Here is a 21,747-nt window from a genome sequence, read left to right on the forward strand (position 1 = left end):
TGTTGGGACAATAGCCCGATGGAGCGGTTCTTCAGAAGTCTAAAGACAGAATGGATACCGGTGTCGGGTTATAGGAGTTTTAGCGAAGCAAGACAGCATATAACTCGTTACATCACAGGTTATTACAGCCAACTTAGGCCCCATCAATATAATGGTGGGCTGACACCCAATGAGTCTGAACGACTATATTGGAAAAACTCTAAAACCGTGGCCAATTTTAGTTGACCACTACAGGGTGCCCTTCATTAAACTAGGGGCATATCATTTCAGAATTCTTCCGCTCATAGAGTATTGACCGCAGGTAACGCGTAATAGAGCCACTTAATGTGGCTCTTATCGTTTACAGAGAGGCGATATTTGAGAGTGAATGAGTACGCAAGATTCGCATTTTAAAAAGTGAAAGAACACTGCTGACTCCATTTACATCGGATAATGTTCTTCTTCATACGCTTCAATAAAAGAAGCGAGTTGCTCAAGTTCATCATCTTCAGGTGTGCATCGAATCAGGCTTCTATCCTCTTTAAATCCATTATGTAGTCGATTTCGGATGGTGTGTTTGATTCAGCAAATCCTGAATCTTTTACCGTCTCTAACAATCTATCTTTTGTAAACTTCGATCAATTCTTCAATTATCTCCCGAGCTAACATCGCTGTCATAATATGATCCTGAGCATGTACCATGATCAGCGTAATTGGTAGTTTTCCACACCCTTCATCTAACCCGATAAACTCTGTTTGTACTTGGTGAGCTTTGTTAGCAGACTCTTTTGCTAACATCATCAAGTTATCGACTTTTTGCCAATCCCCTTTTTTTGCGCAAGTGAGAGCCTCAAACGCATAGGCTTTAGATTGACCAGCATTAATTATTAGCTCCATAATTGTAGCTTCTAATTCTATCTCATTCTTCACAGTATATTCCCCCCAAAGCTTATTAACGAATATGTATTACATTGCATTTATTTATAATATTAAGTGGTATGTTTTGACCAATCCCAGGTCTATTGGGAACGGTAATATAACCGTCTATGGGTTGAATATCGTACTCACCTAAGTTTCGTGAAAAGCTACTTAAATTTCCGATGTGATGTTCATGAATACAAAAGTTAGGAATAACGGCTTCTATCTGTAATGCTGCAGCTGCTGATATTGGACCACCACAAATATGAGGCTGGACTAAAACATCATAAATCCTAGCCATATCGCATATCTTCTTGACCTCCGTAATGCCACCACAAGTTGCTAGGTCTGGCTGAATCACATCTAGAGAGCGATTTTCTAAAAATGGTCTAAAACCATATCTCGTATAAATTCGTTCACCAGCGGCCAGAGGCACATCGACTTGGGTACGTAACTCCTTCATTAGGTCAGAGTTTAAAGAACCACATGGCTCTTCCATGTAAAAAATATTCAGGTCTTTTATAATTCGGTTAATTTGCAATGATGAGTTGAAATCTGTTTTTGCGTGAAGTTCTAAAATAATATCGACATCATCACCAACAGCTGTGCGTATAGCGGCAAGTCTGTCCCGGCAAAGTTTAAGTTTTTCATGTGAGATTAAACCATCATTTCGTTTATTTTTATCTCCATTAATATCCCGTTGCAGGGGATCTACTTTAATCGCAGTATATCCTTCGCTAATCGCTTTTTGGGCGGCATCAGCCAATGTTTCAATACCTGGTAATGGTGTTTCCTTTTCACCCCATCCAAATTGAATTTGACTCGCATAAGCCCTGATTTTATCTCTGGTTTTACCACCAAGTAATTCGTAGACCGGAACATTCAGAGCTTTACCCTTAATATCCCATAGAGCAATATCAATGGCACTGATAGCCGAGAATATTACCGTTCCTCCACCTTGGCCCCAGAAGGTATCCCGATAAAGCTGATCCCAAATCTTTTCAATACACAAAGGATTTGTACCAATAATTAGCTTAGCAAAATCCTGTAGCTGTCCGATAGCTCCTTGTTTTGCATTCCCGTAAGCGACACCAGCTTCACCAAACCCACTGATTCCAGAATCAGTATTGATCTTAATAAAAATAGGCTCATTAGGTGACGATGGATCAAAATCAGCACAGAATATTTCGATGTCTGTTATTTTCATTACTATATCCTCAAGAGGTTATATTGAAAAAATAACCTCTTCGTCAAAGATTCTGATAAAATTATTTTGAAATGGTTATGGCGAAATCCAAAACTTTTTTACCATTCATCGCCCCATAATCCAACATATTAATCACATCACATGGAACGTTCATTTCATCACAAATTTTCTTTATCTCTGGAAGCTTATATTTTATTTGTGGACCTAATAAAACGACATCCGTTCCATTTAAATTTGATTTAATCTGATCCGCTGATACAGCATTAATATCACAATCAATGTTAGCTTCGTCAGCTGCTTGCTGCATTTTCTTAACTAACATACTAGTGGACATTCCCGCCATACAACACAGTATTATTTTTTTCATCATTTCACCCTATGAATTATAATGCTTTAACTTCATCTTGTTGCATTGATATTTTTTGTTGTTCCAATGTTTGTTCTTCTTTACACTTCTGTTTGTCAAAAACTTTAAAAAATGGATAGTAAATTGCACCAATTATTAATAGATTAAATATTGTTAGAAATACTGCTGCGAAACTACCGTTTGTAGCTAAGAATCCATATATGCCAACAGGTGTCGTCCAAGGCAAAGTTACACCTGTTAATTTTGGTACTAAATCAGTAGCCATAGCAAAGTAAGTGGTTGTGGTTGCAACTAACGGTGCTGTAATAAAAGGAATTAGTAGTAATGGGTTAAGAACAATTGGAACACCGAATATAACAGGTTCATTAATATTAAATATTCCAGGAACAACCGAAAGCTTACCGATTTCTTTCAAGTGTTGAGATTTAGCTAGGAAAGCCATGAAAAATACTAAAATTAATGTAGATCCAGCCCCACCCATCTTGGTTGAAAAGTAGAAGAAATCAAAAGTAACGACGTTTGGTAATTCTTGCCCAGATTCAAAGGCAATTCTATTTTGATCCATTAACGTTAGCCAAATAGGCATCATAACTGCTTGAACGATCGTTGAGCCGTGTAAACCAATAGCCCAGAGCAAACTAATGAAGAGAGTTGTCAGCATTGCTCCCCAATAAGAACCTCCAGCATGTAATAAAGGTTTAGAAACAAATGTTTGGATTAATACGTGAATATTTTCCCAACTGGTTTTTTCGATCCCGATACGCAATAAAAGGGAAAAAAGAATGATAAATAGAATCGGAACTAGCGCTGTGAATGATTTAGATACTGCTGATGGGACACTTTCTGGCAATTTTATTACAATGCCTTTTCTTACAAAGAATCGCATTATTTCTACAGAGACTATCGCCATTATAATAGAAACGAACATCCCTTTTGCGCCCATGTAATCAAGGTTTATCCCTCTAACATCAACAGTTTGACCAATATCTTTGATGAAAGCGTGTATTTCATATGGAGAAACAATCATGAACGATGTTACTGAAGCAATAGCAGAAGTAATAGAATCTAATGAATATTTTTCTGCTAGACGATAAGAAACGCCAATGCTAACAAATAAACCAAGTAAGCCAAAAGTAGCACTTACTGGAATAGATAATGCCTGTTTCCAACCACTGCCAAAAATAGAGGCCATAAAGTCATAATAGCCAGGTATTGGAATGTTCCCAATAATTAAGAATACAGATCCAACAATAATTAGAGACATAGACATAACAAGACCGTCTCTTATTGCTTGTAGGTGTGTCTGGTTTGCAACCTTTGCTGCATATGGCACAAAGTACCGGTCAAGGAATGCGGTCAATTTATCCATGGTTGTTGGCATAATCGAATCCTTATTAGTAGAGGTAGAGGTTAATGTTTATTTTTATGTAAACAGCTCTTATTTTATATTTTAAAATTTTAAGTTATTAATATAAGAGCTAAATTAGATTGATTTTCGACTAGGTTTTATTTATTCAAACATCCATCGAAATTGCGGCATATAATCGAGATTTTCTCGTACAGTCTCTTTTAGAGCTTCATCTAAAATAGTACCTGTATTCACGATAGGGTTTAGAATTAATCCTCTTTTTGCTGCTACGAGATCTCCCTTCACCGCAGATTCAACTGTGAGCGTTTCAAACTCTTTCATTAATTGAATAAGGCGTAATGTATCATTTGGAAATGGTTCTACATTTAGTGGCATCGGACCATTTTTGGTAATAATTGAACTGACTTCGACTGTGCAGTCGTCAGGTAAACCATTAATTGCACCATTATTTCGAGTATTCACATGCATTACAGTTCGTTTATCATTATGAATTGAAGCCATTAACTCACATGCAGCTTCTGAATAATATTGACCACCACGTTTTTCTAATTCTTTAGGTTTTTCTGTAAGCTCTGGATTTTTATAAATGTCAAATAGACGTTTTTCCATTGCTTTAACTACTTCACCTCGAGTTCCTTCACCATCTGCTTCTTCTTGTTCTTGCTTCATGATGTCATAACTTGTGTAGTAATAACGTAAGTAAGCACAAGGTATCATTCCCATATTTCTTAATAGGTCTTTTGGCCAGTTGAATGCAGGTATATTCGATGGTACTAATGGGTCATTACCTTTGAGTATTTCATCAATGACAATTTTTAGCTTATCTTCACCATTATGTAATATTTTTCTTGCCCATATCATATGATTCAGGCCTGCAACCTGCATGATGAATTCACCTTCATTTGCACCGATAATTTTGGCAACGCCTTTCTCCATAATTACTGGGACATTGCATAAGCCGATGGCTTTTATATTGGTGTATTTGAGGACAGCTTCTGTGACCATACCTGATGGGTTTGTAAAGTTAAGTAGCCAAGCATTGGGGCAAAGCTCTTCCATTTCTTTACAAATTTCAAGAGTAATTGGAATTGTGCGACATGCGTTAGCAAACCCACCTAACCCGTTTGTTTCTTGGCCAATCATTCCATATTTCAATGAAATACGCTCATCACGAATGCGTCCATCTAAGCAGCCAGCTCTGAATTGTGAGCAAACATAATCTGCGTTTTGTAATGCTAAACGCCGATCAAGAGTCACTCTTACATTGATATCTAAGCCTTTTTTCTTAATCATGCGCTTAGCAAGATCTGAGATTATTTGCACCTTTTCTAGGCCATCTTCAATATCAACCAACCACAGTTCACCAACTGGTAATTCATGGTAACGATTAATCAGACCTTCAATCAATTCTGGCGTATAGCTTGAGCCGCCACCAATTACTACTACTTTTAATTTAGAATTCATTTTTGCGATACTCTCTCATAAATCTTGTGTTAATTTCACATGAGTGGAAATTCACGACAAACGAAACCGCGGTCTTTATGAATTAAAAATTCTAATGCGTAGGAGAGGTGCCACAGATGGCTGATAAGCAAAATATACTCGCAAACCTTTATACTTTCAGCGTTGTAGCAAAGTTTTTAAGTTTTACTCTCGCAGCTGAAGAGCTATGTTTAACTCAAGGGGCTGTAAGCCAGAGAATTAAAAAGCTTGAAGCAGATCTCGGTTTCACCCTTTTTATCCGATTAACTCGAAAACTTGAACTGACAGATGATGGGATTCGGATGCTTAGAACGTTAACAAAATCACTATCCAGTATCTTTACTGAAATAGATGATATTCGATTCAATGAATTAAGAGGGGAATTGTATATAGGTGTAGCACCAACATTTGCTCATCTATGGTTAGTACCTAAGTTAGCCCAATTTCAGAATCTATATCCCCACCTAGATGTAAAAATTCGTGTAAAGGCAAGTAAACTAGATTTTCAAAATCAACCTGTTGATATTGCGATTTATTATGGAGATGAAAAACATCCGGATTTTTACCGTATTCGATTATTTGATGAATACTTGGTTCCTGTCTGTACACCTGAATATGCAGAGCGCTTCGGATTAGGTGAAAGCGATCGTCGATTAAGCGAAGCGACATTTTTACATTGTACCGAATCTTTAGAATTTTTATCTCCGTTGACGGAATGGCAGCACTGGCTAGAATCAACAAATAGAGATACGAATATTTTGAAACACAAGTATGTCTTTAACCATGAGGAACTCACAATGGTAGCAGCAAGAATTTCTATGGGGATTGCTTTGGGAAGGTATAATACGATTAGATCTTATCTGGATAGTGGTGAACTAATCGCTCCTTTTGAGCGAGTATCTTCTGGGTTCGGTTATGACTTGATATGTCCAAAAGGTCATGAGACCAGACCCAAATTACAGGCCTTTTTAAATTGGATTAAACAATATATTAATGAATACAATGCACATGAGGATAGTTGATATTATCAATAAACTTGATAGTTATTAATAATTATCAAATTTATGTTGTAGGGTAAATATTAGTTATTGTAAGCAATCGTTTAAAAATAATATAAATTTAAAATTTAACTGAAGCACTATTTATGTCATGGCCATCAACATTGTCAGATGAAGCCGTAAAAATCGCCTCTCTCTTCCGGCATCTGACAACGCAACAAATTTGTTTGACTGTTCTCCTCTCTCAGACGCTGCAATCTGATATTTAGGACTAACTTATTTACGTGGCTAATCGGATGAAAGCAAATATTTTTGTGACCTAACCAACCTTTTTGCATATGCACACTAATGATTATTGCGATAAAGTTGTATTTTATCCGCGAATTTGGCTTCAGGTACTGATAGATTATTCATGATAAATCATAAAACAACGGTGATTCGCTGGGTGTTAGCACTTTTATTGCTGGTTGCAGTTATTGCCAGTATCAACCTTTTGTTACCCAAACGCTCTGTTGTTGAGCAGCGTCACCCGCTCCCCGAAAAAAATCATACCTTACCGCCAGATACAGAAACACTGACCGTAGAAAAATTAAATCATCAGGTTCAGGTGAAACAGTTACGGCAGGCGCTGATTCATGAGCAGCCGTTATCAGCGACTGAGACACTATCCGATCAGGATATGGATCAGCAAATTGAATCACTTGAGCAAACGCTACAACAGTTAAGCCAAGAAAAGTAGTGCTGTATTTGCTGTATTAAATGTTAAGTGGGTTAAGTATGAATAAACGGATTGGCCTCTTGTTAGGTCTGGGTCTTTTTGTGTCTGCGTTATACGCACAATCTGCCCCTATCACTGAAACAGTCGGTACTTTGCCGGGAGAGCTCAGTGTTCACCAAGGAATTGCCTCTTATCAGATTCCGATTGAATTACCGGAAGGACGTGGCGGCAATACGCCGCAGTTGGCGATTCAGTATTCCAGTCAGGGTGCAGCGAATTCAGCATTGGGTGTCGGTTTTAATATTGCCGGCCTCTCTTCTATTTATCGCTGTGGCAGTCAGTGGTTTACCGATGAGCAATTTCGTCCGGTTGAAAATAGCCGACTGGATAATTTCTGCATGGATGGCAATCGGCTGATTGTTGCAGATGGCGTTCGTGGTGAAGATGGTTCGGTTTATTTTTTACAGCAAGATGATTTTACCCGTGTCTCACTGAGCGGTAATGCATTAGCGTCAGACAGCGTTTTTATTTCCCAGAGTAAGAGCGGTGAGCGGATGACCTATCTTTATCATCCGCAAATCCGTGCCTGGTTGCTGAGTGAAGTGACCAATACATTACGCAAGAATCCAATCAAATACAGCTATACGACCCATGGTGAAATCTCTCAGGTCGATTATGATATTTATTCACTCGCATTTGTTTACGAACCGATGGCAAATGCTCAATTTAAATTGTCTCGCTTCAGTCAAGGTGGGGAGACAGATGAATCCGGCGAACGATTATCGCGGATTGAATTAAAGACGAGTGGTCAACTGGCCAATTATTATCAGTTCACTTATCAAGCGACAACGGGTGAACAAAGTTCTTCAATTGATGCGCATACCGTTCGCGCAATTCAATATTGTGACCGGGATAGTTTGTGTTTACCTAAAACTCAATTCAACTGGCATTCAATCCCCAAACCCACTCAGCAAAACGTTTATTTTAACCAGCAAGTGGTCAGCAGCAATATTGGTAACTGGGGCAATAACAGTATTCCTAAGTCTTGGAAGAATCAGCCTCGGTCATGGTGGGTTGACTTAGACGGAGACGGTGCGCTTGATCTGTGTAAAACCGCCGCTGGTGGACTGCACTGTCATTTGAGTATCGCCGGTGACAACAAAAGCGTTGCGTATCCGCTGACCAAATGGGGAGACAGTGATGCCCACTGGTGGCTGGATCTCAATGGGAATAGCAAAAGCGAATTCTGTCGTAATGATAATGACCAGCTGATTTGTACCGAATTCTCCCCAAATAGCCAACAAACCACTCAGACTTACCCGTTACCGGCGCTTGGTTCGAAAGAGAATCGGTGGTGGGTCGATACCAATGGAGACGGTTATCCTGAATTCTGTCGTCGCATCGATGATGACTTGGTCTGTAGTCAACTGAAAAAAGAGAATGAGACCACTTATACATGGCAGGAAACCGCTCGTCTCAACCACTTGGTTTGGGAGTCGAATAGTGACATCGACTGGGTTGATCTCGACGGCAACGGCAGTCAGGATTTCTGCCGCATCGGTGCAAAGCTGGTCAAATGTACGTTATTGAATGGCAGCGAGGTGAAAGGTGAACGAGTCCGGGTGTTCTCGTTGGCTGACATTGGCAGTAAAGATAAGCGCTGGTGGGTTGATATCAATGGTGACGGAGCAATGGATCTGTGCCGGGCAACCAAAAATGAAGCCGGTCAGGAGAAGAACCTGACCTGTTCTTATGGGACTCACGGTGATGTGTCCGGCTTAAGCAATGATCTGGTTTTGGCCGGTGGGCCGGACTGGAATGGCAACTGGGGAGATGCGAATAAACGCTGGTGGCAGGATCTCAACCAGGACGGCGTGATTGATTTTTGTCGTGGCAGCGGCTCTCAGGTGTTCTGTACCAATATCAACAAAGAAAATTATCAGTTTAAAGTCGATTCATGGGGCAGTACCCAACGCTGGTGGGCCGATCTGAATCACGATGGTCAACTCGATTACTGTAGCGATAAAAGTGGCTTGCTAGTCTGTAAGACGGCTGAGAATCTGGTTAACCGGGCTTTATTGCTGTCTAAGGTAACCAACGGTCTGGGTCATACATCACAGGTATGGTTTGGTGCTTACGGGCAACATACGGATCGTTCCGCGATTCAACCGGCGACCTTACCCAAACAAAATCTTTCATTGGCCCATCCGGTCGCTTATCGGCTGGACAGTGAGAATGGCAGCGGAACCACCAGTTATGTGTTTCAATATGGTCCGTATCAATATGATACGCAGGGCGAAGGTTCCGGCGGTTTTGAGTGGATTAAACAACGTGAATTCGTTAACGGGAAAAACCAACGCAACCGGTATATCGAGTTTTACACTGAGTTTCCTTACAGTCAGAATCAAAAACATCGCCAAGCCTTCCTTGGGAATGACAGTACGCTGGATGAGAACTGTAGTGTCTGTGGTGAGGAGAACTTCTGGAACTTCCGCCATCTGACACTGTTGAATGAGTCGGATACCCACTATGAACATCGCTCGGTGACACGGCAGGGATTGGAACGACCCAAGTCTCAGGAGCAGATTCGACAGGCAGCCGCAGCGCTCGCGCAGTCCTATGAATTGATCGAATATCAAGATAAAACTTATGCCAAAAAGCCGGATACCGCGTTGCTGATTCCGGGGCCGGTCATTATCTCGATCATCCAACCGAACGATCAATATTATCTGGTTGAAAATCTAGCGTCGGTTCCTGAACTGGCACAGGGATCGCAGGCAGTCTTGTCTCCCGTGGATGATGCGCTGAAACAAACACTGGCGACACAGCAGAAAACATTAACAACTCATCTCATTGCCCACGATCAGTATCAGCAACTGGTGAGTAATACACCACAGGTCACCGAGCATCGTAGTTATCAGGTTTATGTGCAGCAGCAGCGTGATAAAAGCTATGATCTGGATAAAAACCTTCTGATGACGACGACAGTCAGCCATGAGCAGGTTGATGACTATGGCAATATTGGTAAAACAACCACGCTGACACAGGGGCTCAATCCGGTTACCGGAGCCACAGATACTTACCGCAAGGTTGTTGAAAATCAGTTTAGTAATCATGTTTCTTCTTGGTTGCTGGGGTTGTTGACCCGCTCGCAGACCACCCAGATTCATACTGACGGCAGTCAAATCAGTCATGTTGCTGAATTCAGTTATGATCCGCTGACCGGGAAAGTTGTGAAGGAAGTCAGCGATCCCGGTGATGCACTGGCTGTCACCAAAACATACCGCTATAACAGCGAAGGGTTTGTTGAATCAGAGACAATCACGGCACAACAAAATGGTGTTCAGGTCAGTCAGGAATCGCAACATAGCCTGACGTATTCACAAAACCTAACCACGTCAACCAACACCAATCCATTGGGACATCAAAGCCGAACCGTCAGAGACCGTTTAAACGGAGTCATGACCAACTGGGATCCGAACGGGCTTGAATCGCGCGTTTATCTCGATGGTTTAGGGCGCAAAACCGAGTCTTGGCAGCAGGCTGAAACCGGGTTTATTAAAACTCAGTATCGGTATCTGCCGGCATCCGATAATCGCTGTGGGGTCAAACCGTCTGATGCGGTTTATTGTGTAGTTTCTGAGACGCCGGGGCAGGCGACACAGGTTGCTTTTTACGACATGTTGCAACGTAAGGTTCGTGATGCACACCGGGCGCTGAATGGTAAATGGGTTCTGGTGAATCATCAGTATACCCCGTTGGGACAGGTGAGTGCGGTCACTCGTCCTTATTACGCCGGTGATGTCCCGCAGTATACGTATACCCGTTATGATCAGTTGGGGCGCATTCATACCGTTTCTCAGCCGGGACCGGCAGGGAAAGACCTGAGTTGGGTGTCTTACCAGTATCAGCCATTCGTCACTACAAAGATTGATGCCAAAGGCAGAAAAGAGTCCACATATCTCAACGTGATGGGATGGGAGATTCAGAAGCTAGAGCCCGCAGGTGGCAGTCTCACCAAAGAATATTATGCCGATGGATCGCTGAAGTCGGTGATCAGTGCAACCGGGAATATGAGCGAGTCTCGCTACAATGTACAAGGGAAAGAAATCTACCGTAGTGATCCGGATTTAGGTGTCCGGACTTATGTTTACGATGGATTTGGCAACCTCCTGAGTCAGACGGATGCCAAAGGTCAGCACACGACGATGAAGTATGATGCGTTGGGGCGGATGATCGAGAGTAACGAAGAGACCATCACAGCAACCGCGCAGGGCGAGCAGAAACAGATTCGCACCACACAATGGCATTATGACTCGGTGGCAACGGCAACCGGTACCCGTCAATGGAATGGGGCATTGCTGCAAAGTGAAGTTGAAGGCGAATTGATCAAGAACTTTTATGTGGATGCCGTCGGCAGAGCCAGCAAAGAAGAGTTGATTACCGAAGACCAGACACTCAGTCGTAGTTTTGAGTATAACAACCTTGGCCAGTTGATTGCCGAGCATCGGCCGAATCAGTTTACGCTCAACTATCAACGGGATGCGCAAACGGGGATTAATACCGAAATTTGGGGTGATATCAGTCAGGCTCAGATTCACTTTAGTGCCGAGGAATATGACCGTGTGATTCGGCCATTGATTGATCAGGCGCTCGCCCGGGCCGGTGATTATCTGCGTAAAGCCAAAGAGCTCCGAAGACAACAACATTTTTATCAGTCTCGGGAAGAAGAATATCTGGCGCTGAAAGACCACGTGATTTCTGCCGATGGTGTTGCGGAGAATGAGCAGTTTGCGCAGCAAATGTACGCTGAGCTCCATGGCCGGGCGCTGGAAGCATTTTATGATGAGCATGGGGAACGTTATTTTAAAGTACCGAGCCGGACCATCTTGATCAACCCACCGGTCACGATTACCGTGGTTCAGCAACCGAAATTCCATCTCAAACTAGAGGGCAACCTGTTACGCAAAGTGAGCTTAGCGGAATGGGCAAGCGTTCAATCTGGCTTAATTGCCGCAAATCAGATTGCTTATTATGGCCATTATGCGGACAACAACGGTGCCGGGTTGGTGAGTTTTACATTAGATCGGGATGACCCGTTATACGACCAGCGAGTCCGGGAGATGTTTGGTCGTCTGACAGTGTTAGCTGATGATATCGGCCGTCTCGAATATGTGGCCGATCACACCCACCGCAAAGCAACCAGCTACTTACAGGCGGCGAACCAACTGGTTCAGCTGGTCAAACAGGTCAAACTGGTTTCGCAACGCTACCGGAATTTAGGCGAGGAAAGCGGTACTGAATCTCTATTGTTACAGTCGTTAAAAGATGCCGCGCCGGCTCAAGGCAAACTCAGCTACTGGAAGCTCAGCGATGTCGATGCGGAAGGGCGTATCGCTGCCGAAATCTACGGTAATGGCCTGACCAACCAGTATGACTATCAGGAAGACAGTGGTCAGTTGCTCAATATCACGACACTTCAGGGCAACCAGTCCATTCGCTCTCTGCACTATACCTATGATCGGATGGATAATGTTACGTCCCGTTACGATGCCATCAATAATATTCGTGAAGAATACTATTATGACCAGCAAGATCGATTTATTACCAACCGCCTCACCGGTACCAACCATCAGCATCAGGATAATCCATTATTTAATAAGGATTATACCGTCAGGTATAACGCGGAAGGCAACATTACCTATAAATCAGATGTCGGTCGTTATTTCTATGCCGACCCCGATCATGTACACGCGGTGACGCGCGCCGGTAACAATACCTATACCTATGATGCCAACGGCAACATGCTTACTGGTGGCGGGCGGACCATTGACTGGAATGGATTCAACAAACCTGAGCGGATTACATCGGGTGAGCAGTGGGTGGCGTTCAAATACGATTCAGCCCGTCAGCGCTACTTTAAACAGAATCATCAGGGTGAGAAAACATGGTATCTGGGCAAAGTGTATGAGCGAGTTGAAGGTGCGGACGGCAATATCCAGCATAAGCAGTTTATCTATGTTGACGGCCGTCTGGTGGCGCTCAATGTTGATGTGACCAAAACCGATGGTCAAGGCAATGCGGCCTCGGTGGATCGTCAGATTCGTTACAGCCATAGTGATGCGCTGCATTCCATCGACTTGATGACCGATATGTGGGGCAATGTCGTTGAGCGCAGAAACTATGATGCCTGGGGTAAAGTCCGGCCATTTGCGTGGCAGCAAGAGACACAAAATATCCCGCAGGCACTGATGCAAAACCGGGGCTATACCGGTCACGAACAGATCGAAGAAGTCGGGCTGATTCACATGAATGCCCGGGTGTACGATGCCACGCTGGCGCGTTTCCTCAGTGCGGACACTTATATTCAGGCTCCCGATCACAGTCAGTCCTATAACCGCTATAGCTATGTAATGAATAACCCGATGAAGTATTACGATCCGTCGGGTCATTTCTGGAAAAAGATCAGAAAAGCAATCAGTAAAGGCCTGAAGAAAGTCACCCGGGAAGTGTTTAAAGGGGTGGCCAAGGTGAAATATCTGAACGCGGTGTTACAGACGGCTGCCTGCGTAGTGGGTGGGCCGGTGGGATGTGCCGGTTATGCTGCTGCATCGACACTGGGATATACCGGTTCATATAGCGGCGCATTTCGGGCCGGGGCATTTTCATATGCCGGCGCGAGAATTTATGGTGTCGGAAATCCGCTGAGTTCGGTGAAGGGAACGATTTCTTTTGTCACTTCTGCAACGTTAAGCCGTGAACAATCGACCATTGCCAATTTTGCCTTATATGGTTTGGGGGGCAGTTTTGGTCAGGTTGCTGCGAATGCCGTGGTGGAGGCGAAAAACTATTACTGGAAGACGCGGGTAGAGCACTATGCGAATAAGTTAGGTCTGAGCCTGTATGAAGCGAATATCTTACTGCAATTGAATTCAGAGCTTGGTTTGGCTGTCGCGGGGGATACGGTACAAATCGATGACAAAGGTGTCCAGATTTATGGATTTACGACCCGGAATAAACATGGCATGTGGGGTGTTCTCTGGGATGTCAATGACACGATTCTTGGCTACCAAGGAGAAATCGACGCCGTTGGCCGGAGCTTTATTCGTCAGGCTGAAGGACGGCGGATCGAGATCGGTCACAGCCTCGGTGCGTTGCGTTCAACCAATCTTGTGCGACACGGCTACGCATCAAGTGCCCATGTGTATGCCTTACCCGCCACTAATATCGGTGGGCCGGGCGTCACGGTGACCAATGGAATGCATGATGGCGTCAGCGGTGGTGTGCTCGGGGGGATTTTTAATCCCGGTTCACTGATTTCCAGCCCTTACAGTCAGTTCAGTTTTTATCCGCCGATCTTCAGGCTGGATAAAAACCATCCTTACTGTTCAGCGTATGGAAAATGCTAATTCTATTGAATCTTTCGGCGGTACATCGCGTGCCGCCGCTACACTCAATAATCAATGAAATTTTGTAAAACAGGCCCAGCAGACATGCGACACAGTGGCCACTGATGATAAAGCAAGGAACTATGATGAAATTACCAAAAATACTACTGCTCGGCGGTCTGCTACTCTCTTCGACCGCATTTGCCGGGGCCTGGACCGAGCCGTTGACGGTCAAAGATGTATCGGTCAGTGTAAATGAAGGTCGATTTGCTAAGGCTCAGCTGAGGGTTACTTTTGATAAACCACCAGTTACCTCGGTATGTGCGGCAACCGAGAAACTGGCTGTCTATGATCCGAGTGATATGAATGCCTGGATTCAGACTTGGTCTTCGATATTACTCACAGCACAGGCTCAGAATAAGAAAGTACAGATTTATATGACGACCTGCCGTGCCAACAGCGTTCCGCTACTTTACGGTGTACGAGTGATTAATCAGTAACGGTTTTATTTACCTTGTCTTAGATAAAAGCTTTGAGTCACTGACTTGAAGCTTTTTTATTTGCATAAGTACTGGTGTGGTTAATGGGGAAAAGCCTGAAGGTCAGTCACACCAGATGGAAAACTGATGTGACAACAGTAGATTCAATGGTGATCGCGATGCGGTGAACCGCTATGGATAATCTGCTCGTAAAGTTCTCTGGAGATAGCTTCGTTGTACTGACGGACAATTTTCTGCGAGAGGAATAACTGGGGCAGTTCATAGCCACATAAAGCAATCAGAATCAGGACGCCCAGTCCGCTGCCACCGAGAATAAAACTCAAGATAGCAATGATCAGCAGAACCAGTTCCGCGATAAACCGTTTATATCTGCCCAGATACAGATGGTGCACACCACCGAGAAAGAAATAGTTGAGTACCGCGTAATTATCAGGGTCTTTGATGAGCTTGGACTGCTCATGATAAAAGACTTTTCTTTCGGCATCAGACAGCGCATTGATCTGTTTTCGCAGCTGCTCTTCTCTGGTTTCGAGTTGTTCTTGGGGCTCAAGCCAGCTCATCAGGGAACTCATTACGGCACCTCGTCATAAATTTTTTCGACCAAATCCGGCTGATTACAACGTTTGATGCGGGCAAGTCCGAGTTTCCACCCTTTTCGTGCGCCGTATTTCTCAATGCATTGTTTGGTGTATTCCGAGCAGGTTGGTTCGAAGTTACATTCAATATTGAGTAATTGTTTAGAGCCGCCTTTACGTTGGTAAAGGCGGATCAAATGCAGAGAGATAAACTTCAGCAAATTAGCGGCCTAACGTCAGCAGAATCGCTTCACGTTTCCAGAACAGCATAAAGCGTTTCTGTTCAATCACCTGAAAGACAACTTGCCAGCCATCGGCGGCGTACTTGTTCAGATCGGCTTCCATTTTTTGCACAGGCAAGCCACTTGAGCCAAGTAAAACTGTACCGCAACCACCTTCTACGATGTGAACCACTTTATATTCTTTGTATTGAGCCATGTTGATTACCAACTTATTTAATAGAAAACGGCATGCTATCTAAGAGTGATTGATTTATCAACAACTAACATCATGATTTATAAGTTTTTATGATATTCATCCGAGTTATTCATATCTCATTTGCCATATTTTTATCCGGATTGAGTATTATTCCACTCCAGCTGTTCATGGCGGAGGATTGTATCATGCGGTCTGCATCTCACCTGAGCGTAAAATAATTGTCCGGTCAGCGGTGGGAACATGATTCAGGAGTGCCTGCGCCACTTTTGGTGCCTCAATCGGACGATAGTTCTGCGGGATAAGTGGTTTGATCGCTTGACTGACATATTTTGTGAGTGTTTCACTCAGGCGTACCAGTTGTCCCAATGCCTCTCGATCTCCCAGTAGCATCGATGGGCGAGCGATGACCAAACCCTGCGGAGAAAGATCCGTTAAAGCTGCTTCCAGCTCACCTTTGACGCGATTGTAGAAAAACGGTGATTTGGGATTGGCTGCCATGGCACTGACCAGCCCGATGCGTTGTGCGCCCGCAGCAATTGCCGCTTGTGCGACTGCTAAATTGATTGCCAAATCCACTGCCCGAAATGCAGCCCGGCTACCGGCCTGATGCATGGTCGTCCCAATAGCCAGATAGACTTCGTTGATTGCTGGTAAGGGGGGGATCAGTTGAAAATCAACTTGATGTTCCAATAGTTTCGGGTGGCTGACTTTCACCGGGTGACGGCATAGCACATGAACTTCTCCAATTGACGGGTCATCAAGTGCGTTGAGTAAAATCGAATGACCCACCAGACCTGATGCCCCTGCAATCGCGATGTGACGTTGGTCTGTCATCTGTTCCTCCTTTGTTATGATATCTGTTATTGTGAGCCAGTTAACCCCTGAATCTGAGTGTAGAAGCAATCAAAGCATGGTTCCATCTGCGGATAGGGCTGTTGATCTTTCGTGGTTGAATTTTGTTCAATCTGAACGGGTATTGATCGCGGCGCGGGGAATGCCGCTTAGCTATCTTTCAAGCGCACCCCACCATGACCGCTCAGCTATTCCCTGATATGCCTGCAGCGCTGGATCAACTTCAGTTTGAAATTGAAAACTCTCGATATTTTGCTTTCTCTTGACTTTATTGCTCCTTTTGACGTTATTATTGATACAGTTGATAGCAAGTACGCAGAATCGTTACTCTGGTTCAAGGTTTGGTTATGGCAACTGAGCATTACATACACATTGATTGGTTTTTGTGTAGAATAAGCACCTTGTAGCGTTTCATTCGCGTTGGTTAAGAATCGAATAATAGTCATCATCAGTAAGAAACGTCAGTGAACCCGTATGATTCAGTCAAAAATCAGTGCCGATATCCTTACAGAATCGAATCATCTCCGGTCTTCCTTTTCTACCGCATCTCATAGTGCTGCACCGACGCTGCCGGAGCGCCCGGATCAAATTCCGAATGTCCGGTTTGAGTATCATCTGGAAATCGCTTGCTCGGATGAATCTCGTCGCGCGATGATTCGCTATGGATTTGCCCTCAAAGGGCAGGAAGTTGAGTTAACGACCAGTCCGCAGAATCAATATTCGACAGAATATGGCACCCGCTATACTTACTATACCGCTTATAACGACCCGAAGCGGATTATGGCCTTTAATGACCTCAGTCCTTTGGGGATCAGTGTGCCGCATCCGATTCAGGTCAAGCCGATTGGTTCCGGCTTCGTCCGCGAAGCATTTATTCCGGTGCAGCCGGCGATTCAGGTTGGTGACCATCTGGGGCTGCCAACTGAAGGCTATATCTACCATTTTCATCAGGCGCGACTGGTGCAGGAGTACCACTTGATGCCGGGTGGTTCAGGCAGCTTTTATGCCACGCTTTCGCGCCATGAAAAACTTAATCAGGCGAGAGGCTGCCCTTGTGCACATGATGCGTTGCTGGTGTTCTGGAAGATTGGTTGTCGGGATGTACACAATCAGCATCTCTTGTATTTGAAAAAACCGATCACCAGAGCACAGCTTGATGCATTGAATGAAACGTGGCTGGATAAACATGCGGTCAGACTGGATCTTCAGGCATTGCTGGACATCACACGTGAGCCGGTCGTTTTACGGCCGTTGGAGCCATATGTGCGGAATGAGCAAAAAAACGCTGACGATACATTGCATACCGTGCAACGGATTCCCGGAACGAACCATCGGGAGAGTTGGCTTGAAATAGCGGTGCGTTATGGGCTGTCCGCCAAAGAGCTCTTGGATTTGAATCCGCAGTATCATGCCGACCCGATGGCGTTGAAAATTGGCGATGTGCTGACAGTTCAGTCTCAAAAGGCAGATTCACTGAAAAAGAACCCGGTTGGTCTGCCCACCAAAGCGCCCCAAACTTATAATCATCCATTGAATAGCTATTATACTCATCAGGATACTTACCTTGCCGGCACATCGATGAAAGCGATTAACAGCCGTTCTCTGATCAGAAAAGATATTCCGGTTGTTCGTCTCAACACGCTCAGTTAGCAGGTTCGCTGACATGTCTGTCAGCGAATGACTATCTATTCTTTTCTTCGGAACAACATAAACAACGAAACCGATATATTGACAAGCGTTGTGGTGCATCATGAGGAGTCATGGTGATTAAAGACAGGGGACGCTTCAGCTCAGTGATGGCTTGTGCTTGGAATTGTGCACGGGTTAAATGCAACAGCAACCCTTGCAGGAAGTGTGGCGCGACAACACTTCCTTGCTATTTAACAGACCTCACATTTCAGAGACGACTGTTTCAGTTACACTGTTAGTATAAAGCGTCGTTGTTGTATGGAGTGCCATAATCGCTCGGTGTAGCGCATCTTTCTCTGCCGGAGATAACTCTCCTGACGTCGGAACGCTGCACTGGCTGACGACGTGGCACCAGAATAATACATCGTCCACACCGCTTTCATTTTCTTTTAGTTCTGACATTGTGCCCATAAAATTACCCTAACCACTGTATTATTGATATTTATGTAATTAACAGCTTGAGATTAATATTATATTGATTTTAAAAACGACTGATCATAAATTTAAAAGTTAATCAGTCGTTGGAAATTTGCTGTTTATCATATGAAAAACGGAAGTCTTCAGTTATTTTACAGAATGTGACCAAAATTGTTCAATATTTGGTTAGCTAATGTTGATCTAGATCACGCAATTAGTTTCGTTTCGAATGAGTATCGGTTTATTGATCCTCATGATGCGGCGTATGGTTGGGCGGTAAATGAAATTAAGTAAACAAGAAAAAATAGATAATATTAAAAATAATATTTCTTATGCGATTAAAAGTCGTAATGAAAGTAAGAAATCCTTTTCTGAACGTACGGGAATTACCAGAACAACTATTTACAATATTCTGGACGGTAAAGTTGATCGAATTCAAACACAGACAGTTGAAAAGATTGCTAATTTCTTTGGTACAACATGTCAGGTGATTGAAGGGAGCAATCTGGAAGCGATTGAGTACCGCAACCAGCTGATCTCTCCGGACGGCAATAAGAATCCATTGTGTATCCCTATTGTTAATGAGAAAGAGTTGATTGCTTCATTAGATAAATATATTGGTGAATTAATTGTTGTTCATCCGACAACATATTATTTTTCGGATGAATCCAATATGATTGGTTTGAATATTACTACCCCATTTACCCATCGGTATCAGGTTGGCTCACTATTGGTGGTTGAACGATTTAAACGGAATGATATTGACGATCTTGTTATTTTAACATCCAGAAATTCTTTAAAAATCGAATCTGAAAATTATGTGCTTAAAGATGGCGAGATATTGATTGGGTGTGTCAGGGAGGAGCGATTACATGCAGAATAGGAAGTATAAATTAATTGGCTTTAGTCGCCATCCGGAACATGTCGCCAATGTGATGGTACTGGCCACGGGGAAACAGTTATCCATACCACTCAATGAAATATTTAACAGTACGGTGGCAGAAGATCTCAGCCCGATTGAAACGAAAGAAATTTGCCGGAAGTTATATAGTGCCGAAGGATTTCAAGGGGCTTACGATATCAAAGATCGCAAAGAATCGTACTGGATTACATTTGCCGCCATTGCGACGATACTTTCGGCTGTCTTTATCTTGTCGAACATCACGGGTGTAAAGCCGATTGAGATTGCCGGCTCAGGTTTTATTGTCCCTTTTGCGATTTTCTTATATCCGATCTCTTTTATTCTGGTTGATATCCTCAATGAATTTTATGGATTGCGTATGGCACGGGCAGCCATTCTGTTGTCAACCGTGACCAATGCCTTTTTGTTATTGATGCTCAATCTTTCTGGTTACGCACCGACAATCAGCGACTGGGAAGCGGTGAATGAGAGCTATCAATCGATTATTCACAGTATTAACTCAGTTTTTCTGGCTTCAATGATTGCTTATTTCGTGTCGGAAAACGTTAATGCATACCTGTTGCAGAAAATCAAACAACTGACCAATGGCAGACGGTTGGTCGTGCGGGTCTTTTTCAGTACATTCTTTGCGTCGTTAATCGATAGTGCGATTTTCATCTATCTGGCATTCAGCCATATCCTCAGCCCGACGGTCTTATGGAGCATGTTTATTTGCCAGGTGGTGGTGAAGAGCATCTATGCGATTGTCGGTGTTGGTCCGATATACGGTGCAAGGGCGCTATTTAATAAATATATCAATCGATAAACGACAACGTTAGTGGATCATTATGGATACAACTTATTCGAAAAATCTTGGCAAGAAGACGGATTATATCTCAACCTATACCCCCCAACTGCTGGATCCGATTCCCCGTGCGCGTGGGCGCGGCAATATTACAGCATGTGATAGTGCTGCTTTCTCCGGGTATGATTTATGGACCGGTTATGAACTGTCTTGGCTGAATACCAAAGGGAAGCCGATGGTCGCGGTGGCCGAATTTATGATTCCGTGTACCAGCCCAAATTTGATTGAGTCCAAATCTTTCAAGTTGTACCTGAATAGTCTTAACCAGACACCATTTGCATCAGAGCAAGCCGTGGTTGAAACCCTGATTCAGGATTTGAGTGCTGCATCGGGTGGTGATGTACAAGTGAAGCTGATACCCGTGGATGAAACATTAGAAATTCGCGCGGATAAATCTTTCACCTGCATTGATCATCTGGATATTGAAATCAGCAGTTATGCGTATGATGAAGACCTTCTGTTGGGTGCCACTTCTACAAATATTGTTGAAGAAAAGCTTTGTTCTCATTTGTTGAAATCGAACTGTCTGGTTACGAATCAGCCCGACTGGGGCAGTGTCTATATCCATTATCAAGGGGCTGAGATCGATCGGGAAACTCTGTTGCGGTATATCATCTCTTTTCGCGAACATAATGAATTTCACGAGCAGTGCGTCGAGCGTATTTTTGCTGACATCAAACGTTGCTGTAAACCGGAGAAACTGACGGTATTTGCACGTTACACCCGGCGCGGTGGTCTGGATATCAATCCATTCCGAAGTGATTTCGAGGAAGTCATGCTGGTCGGACGAGCGTATCGCCAGTAACCGATTATCCCTTCCGATAAAAGGCCTCCCTCTGATGATGGGAGGCCTTTTTTGTATAGAGAAAACCCCCAGCTAGGCTGGGGGTTCCGTAAAGCTTACAGCTATAAGTCAGTTATATAACCCCTTTCAATTTGATAAAAACGTCTTGTGGTCTGGCAACTACAAGAGTTAATTAAGAATTGAAAGGGGGTCCCAATGGGGGACGAAAAGAGCTTAGCGCACACGCGCTGGAACTGTAAATACCACATAGTCTTTGCACCGAAATATAGAAGGCAAGTG

The 21,747-nt window shown here is 43.6% G+C and carries 19 protein-coding genes and 1 pseudogene; 10 read left to right on the forward strand and 10 right to left on the reverse strand.

Going from position 1 to position 21,747, the window contains the following annotated elements; genetic code table 11:
• Window positions 1-225, forward strand: a 225-nt coding sequence (locus tag VR7878_RS00390; RefSeq protein WP_139343959.1) for an integrase core domain-containing protein, incomplete at its 5' end; no start/stop codon positions are given.
• Window positions 226-597: 372 nt separating this feature from the next.
• Here VR7878_RS00390 and VR7878_RS00395 read toward each other — a convergent pair.
• From VR7878_RS00395 to VR7878_RS00415, 5 genes are all read right to left on the reverse strand, one after another.
• Window positions 598-876: a PTS lactose/cellobiose transporter subunit IIA gene (locus VR7878_RS00395; RefSeq protein WP_077332396.1), complete on the reverse strand. Its 279-nt coding sequence runs from the start codon at window positions 874-876 to the stop codon at window positions 598-600.
• Between the two features lie 55 nt (window positions 877-931).
• Complete coding sequence (locus VR7878_RS00400) at window positions 932-2,104, reverse strand: mandelate racemase/muconate lactonizing enzyme family protein (protein ID WP_077332366.1); 1,173 nt, start codon at window positions 2,102-2,104, stop codon at window positions 932-934.
• Between the two features lie 61 nt (window positions 2,105-2,165).
• Window positions 2,166-2,474 carry a PTS sugar transporter subunit IIB gene (locus VR7878_RS00405; RefSeq protein WP_306345785.1) on the reverse strand — a complete coding sequence of 103 codons (309 nt, stop codon included), beginning with the start codon at window positions 2,472-2,474 and terminating at the stop codon, window positions 2,166-2,168.
• A 13-nt stretch (window positions 2,475-2,487) separates the two neighbouring features.
• On the reverse strand, window positions 2,488-3,852 hold the full coding sequence (gene celB, locus VR7878_RS00410) for a PTS cellobiose transporter subunit IIC (protein WP_077332368.1): 1,365 nt from the start codon (window positions 3,850-3,852) through the stop codon (window positions 2,488-2,490).
• Window positions 3,853-3,981: 129 nt separating this feature from the next.
• On the reverse strand, window positions 3,982-5,304 hold the full coding sequence (locus VR7878_RS00415) for a 6-phospho-beta-glucosidase (RefSeq protein ID WP_077332370.1): 1,323 nt from the start codon (window positions 5,302-5,304) through the stop codon (window positions 3,982-3,984).
• Window positions 5,305-5,420: 116 nt separating this feature from the next.
• Between VR7878_RS00415 and VR7878_RS00420 the strand changes: the two genes are divergently transcribed.
• The 4 genes from VR7878_RS00420 to VR7878_RS00435 all read left to right on the forward strand — a co-directional run bounded on the left by VR7878_RS00420 (window position 5,421) and on the right by VR7878_RS00435 (window position 14,926).
• Entirely contained in the window at window positions 5,421-6,344 is a 924-nt protein-coding gene (locus VR7878_RS00420; protein ID WP_077332372.1) for a LysR substrate-binding domain-containing protein, read from the forward strand.
• 388 nt (window positions 6,345-6,732) lie between these two features.
• Window positions 6,733-7,059: a hypothetical protein gene (locus VR7878_RS00425; RefSeq protein ID WP_077332374.1), complete on the forward strand. Its 327-nt coding sequence runs from the start codon at window positions 6,733-6,735 to the stop codon at window positions 7,057-7,059.
• 38 nt (window positions 7,060-7,097) lie between these two features.
• Window positions 7,098-14,447: an RHS repeat-associated core domain-containing protein gene (locus VR7878_RS00430; protein WP_159440411.1), complete on the forward strand. Its 7,350-nt coding sequence runs from the start codon at window positions 7,098-7,100 to the stop codon at window positions 14,445-14,447.
• Window positions 14,448-14,569: 122 nt separating this feature from the next.
• Window positions 14,570-14,926: a hypothetical protein gene (locus tag VR7878_RS00435; protein WP_159440412.1), complete on the forward strand. Its 357-nt coding sequence runs from the start codon at window positions 14,570-14,572 to the stop codon at window positions 14,924-14,926.
• Window positions 14,927-15,069: 143 nt separating this feature from the next.
• Here VR7878_RS00435 and VR7878_RS00440 read toward each other — a convergent pair whose 3' ends face one another.
• The 4 genes from VR7878_RS00440 to VR7878_RS00455 form a co-directional block, all read right to left on the reverse strand.
• The gene (locus tag VR7878_RS00440) at window positions 15,070-15,498 is read right to left on the reverse strand and encodes a TM2 domain-containing protein (protein WP_235862818.1); all 429 of its coding nucleotides are present in this window, start codon (window positions 15,496-15,498) and stop codon (window positions 15,070-15,072) included.
• Window positions 15,498-15,722: a membrane protein insertion efficiency factor YidD gene (gene yidD, locus VR7878_RS00445; RefSeq protein ID WP_077332382.1), complete on the reverse strand. Its 225-nt coding sequence runs from the start codon at window positions 15,720-15,722 to the stop codon at window positions 15,498-15,500. Before yidD ends, VR7878_RS00440 begins: the two co-directional genes overlap by 1 nt.
• A gap of 1 nt (window position 15,723) precedes the next feature.
• Window positions 15,724-15,939, reverse strand: a complete 216-nt coding sequence (locus VR7878_RS00450; RefSeq protein ID WP_077332384.1) for a DUF4177 domain-containing protein — start codon at window positions 15,937-15,939, stop codon at window positions 15,724-15,726.
• 183 nt (window positions 15,940-16,122) lie between these two features.
• The gene (locus VR7878_RS00455) at window positions 16,123-16,773 is read right to left on the reverse strand and encodes a Rossmann-fold NAD(P)-binding domain-containing protein (RefSeq protein ID WP_077332386.1); all 651 of its coding nucleotides are present in this window, start codon (window positions 16,771-16,773) and stop codon (window positions 16,123-16,125) included.
• Between the two features lie 492 nt (window positions 16,774-17,265).
• Between VR7878_RS00455 and VR7878_RS00460 the strand changes: the two genes are divergently transcribed.
• On the forward strand, window positions 17,266-18,441 hold the full coding sequence (locus VR7878_RS00460) for an MIX and LysM peptidoglycan-binding domain-containing protein (protein ID WP_077332388.1): 1,176 nt from the start codon (window positions 17,266-17,268) through the stop codon (window positions 18,439-18,441).
• 240 nt (window positions 18,442-18,681) lie between these two features.
• On the opposite strand, the gene VR7878_RS20755 is transcribed toward VR7878_RS00460, so the two are convergent.
• A complete protein-coding gene (locus VR7878_RS20755) occupies window positions 18,682-18,891 on the reverse strand; it encodes a hypothetical protein (RefSeq protein WP_139343960.1) in 210 nt (69 codons plus the stop codon).
• Window positions 18,892-19,177: 286 nt separating this feature from the next.
• Here VR7878_RS20755 and VR7878_RS00465 point away from each other — a divergent pair, with 286 nt between their 5' ends.
• The 4 genes and pseudogenes from VR7878_RS00465 to VR7878_RS00480 all read left to right on the forward strand — a co-directional run.
• Window positions 19,178-19,780 carry a helix-turn-helix domain-containing protein gene (locus tag VR7878_RS00465; protein ID WP_077332390.1) on the forward strand — a complete coding sequence of 201 codons (603 nt, stop codon included), beginning with the start codon at window positions 19,178-19,180 and terminating at the stop codon, window positions 19,778-19,780.
• Window positions 19,770-20,624, forward strand: coding sequence for a queuosine precursor transporter (locus VR7878_RS00470; RefSeq protein ID WP_077332392.1), 855 nt, complete (start codon window positions 19,770-19,772; stop codon window positions 20,622-20,624). The genes VR7878_RS00465 and VR7878_RS00470 overlap by 11 nt, the downstream gene beginning before the upstream one ends.
• A 22-nt stretch (window positions 20,625-20,646) precedes the next feature.
• Window positions 20,647-21,468 (forward strand): NADPH-dependent 7-cyano-7-deazaguanine reductase QueF, encoded by an 822-nt coding sequence (queF, locus tag VR7878_RS00475; protein WP_077332394.1) that lies wholly within the window; start codon window positions 20,647-20,649, stop codon window positions 21,466-21,468.
• 195 nt (window positions 21,469-21,663) lie between these two features.
• Window positions 21,664-21,747, forward strand: a pseudogene (locus tag VR7878_RS00480) (IS200/IS605 family transposase); the annotation flags it as partial.

It is taken from the genome of Vibrio ruber DSM 16370 (assembly GCF_900163965.1).
Lineage (GTDB): Bacteria > Pseudomonadota > Gammaproteobacteria > Enterobacterales > Vibrionaceae > Vibrio > Vibrio ruber.